General features: G+C 60.5%; 1 protein-coding gene. It reads left to right on the forward strand.

Going from position 1 to position 1,599, the window contains the following annotated elements:
- The coding region (locus tag ACZ6EM_RS40385; protein WP_465774678.1) for a peptidase inhibitor family I36 protein at positions 1-1,599 on the forward strand (1,599 nt) is incomplete at both ends.

A 1,599-nucleotide genomic window follows, 5' to 3' on the forward strand; every position in this document is an offset into this window, starting at 1 on the left:
ACGACCAGCTCTTCTACCCCCAGGCCTACAACAGCGTCAGCACCGCCCTCAACCAGACCACCACCACCGCCACCCTCTACGACGGCCCACCCGACGACCACTTCTGCCTCTACGAAGGACCCGCACAAACCGGCAGGCAATGGGTGTTCAAGGACACCGAAGCCCTCACCCACCTCGACAACCCCACCATCAACGCCGCCAACGCGATCTCCTCCGTCGACAACAAGACCCTCTACACCCTGGAACTCTTCCAGAACGCCGACGGCACCGGCACCAGCCAACTCATCTACCCCGAAAACCAGGTCGACATCACCACCCCCGGCCTCGACAACACCGCGACCAGCGTCAACCTCTACCACACCCCACCCCCGAACTACTTCGCCCTCTATTCAGACTTCAACCAGAGTGGAATGCAGTGGGTGTTCAAGGACACCGAAGGCCTCACCGATATCACATCCACGAGTCTTTACATCGGTGCCGCCTTACTGATCTCCTCGGTCTGCAATCGAACCAGCTACACCATCGAACTCTTTTCTGTCAAGGACGGCAGCGGCCTCAGCCAACTCGTCTACCCCGGCACCGCTGTCGACATCACCGCTCCCGGCCTCGACAACAATGTCAAGTCCTTCAACGTCTACCATGCCCCGCCTAACAACTACTTCTGCCTCTACGAAAATACGTTCTGCACCGGCAGGCAGTGGGTATTCCGGGCGCTCACGACCGACCCCGCCGGCGTCATCGCCATCACCGACACAGCCCTCTATGGTGACGCCTCCAGCGTGATCTCGTCCGTCAGCAACCAGACCTGGTACACCATCGAACTGTTCTCGAACAACGACGGCACCGGCACCAGTCAGCTTGTCTACCCCGACACCACTGTCAACGTCTACGCCCTCGGCCTCGAGAACCGCGTCACATCCGTCAACGTCTACCACGGTCCGCCCGCCAACTACTTCTGCTTCTTCGAGCACACTACTGGACTCGCCAGACAGTGGCTGTTCAAGGACACCGCCGGCCTCACAAGCTTCACCAATACCGCCGTTTTCCATGACCTCTCAAGCGTGATCTCCAGGTGCTCAAATCAGACAAAGTACACCCTGGAGATGTTCCAGAACGCCAACGGCACCGGCACCAGTCAGCTCGTCTACCCCGGCACCAACGTCAACGTCACTACCCCCGGCCTCGAGGACCACGTCACATCCGCCAACGTCTACCACGGCCCGCCCGCCAACTACTTCTGCCTCTACGAGGACCCCGACCAAGGCGGAACGCAGTGGGTTTTCAACGACGCCGCCGGCCTCACCGACCTCACCTCGGCAAACCTCGGCAGGCCCTCCCAGGTTGCCTCCTCCATCAAAAACCTGACCAAATACACCCTGGAACTCTTCCAATGGAGCGGCGGCACCGGAACCAGCCAACTCGTCTACCCCAGCACCACCACCAACTACATCGCCGCACTCGACAACGCCGTGAACGGCGTCAAGCTGTACCACGGACCACCCACCAACTACTTCTGCCTCTACGAAGGCGACCCCGACGACCCCCGGTACAGGCAGTGGGTATTCAAGGACACCGCCGTCCTCACCGACCTCACCGACA

Source organism: Kitasatospora sp. NPDC041917 (assembly GCF_055589745.1).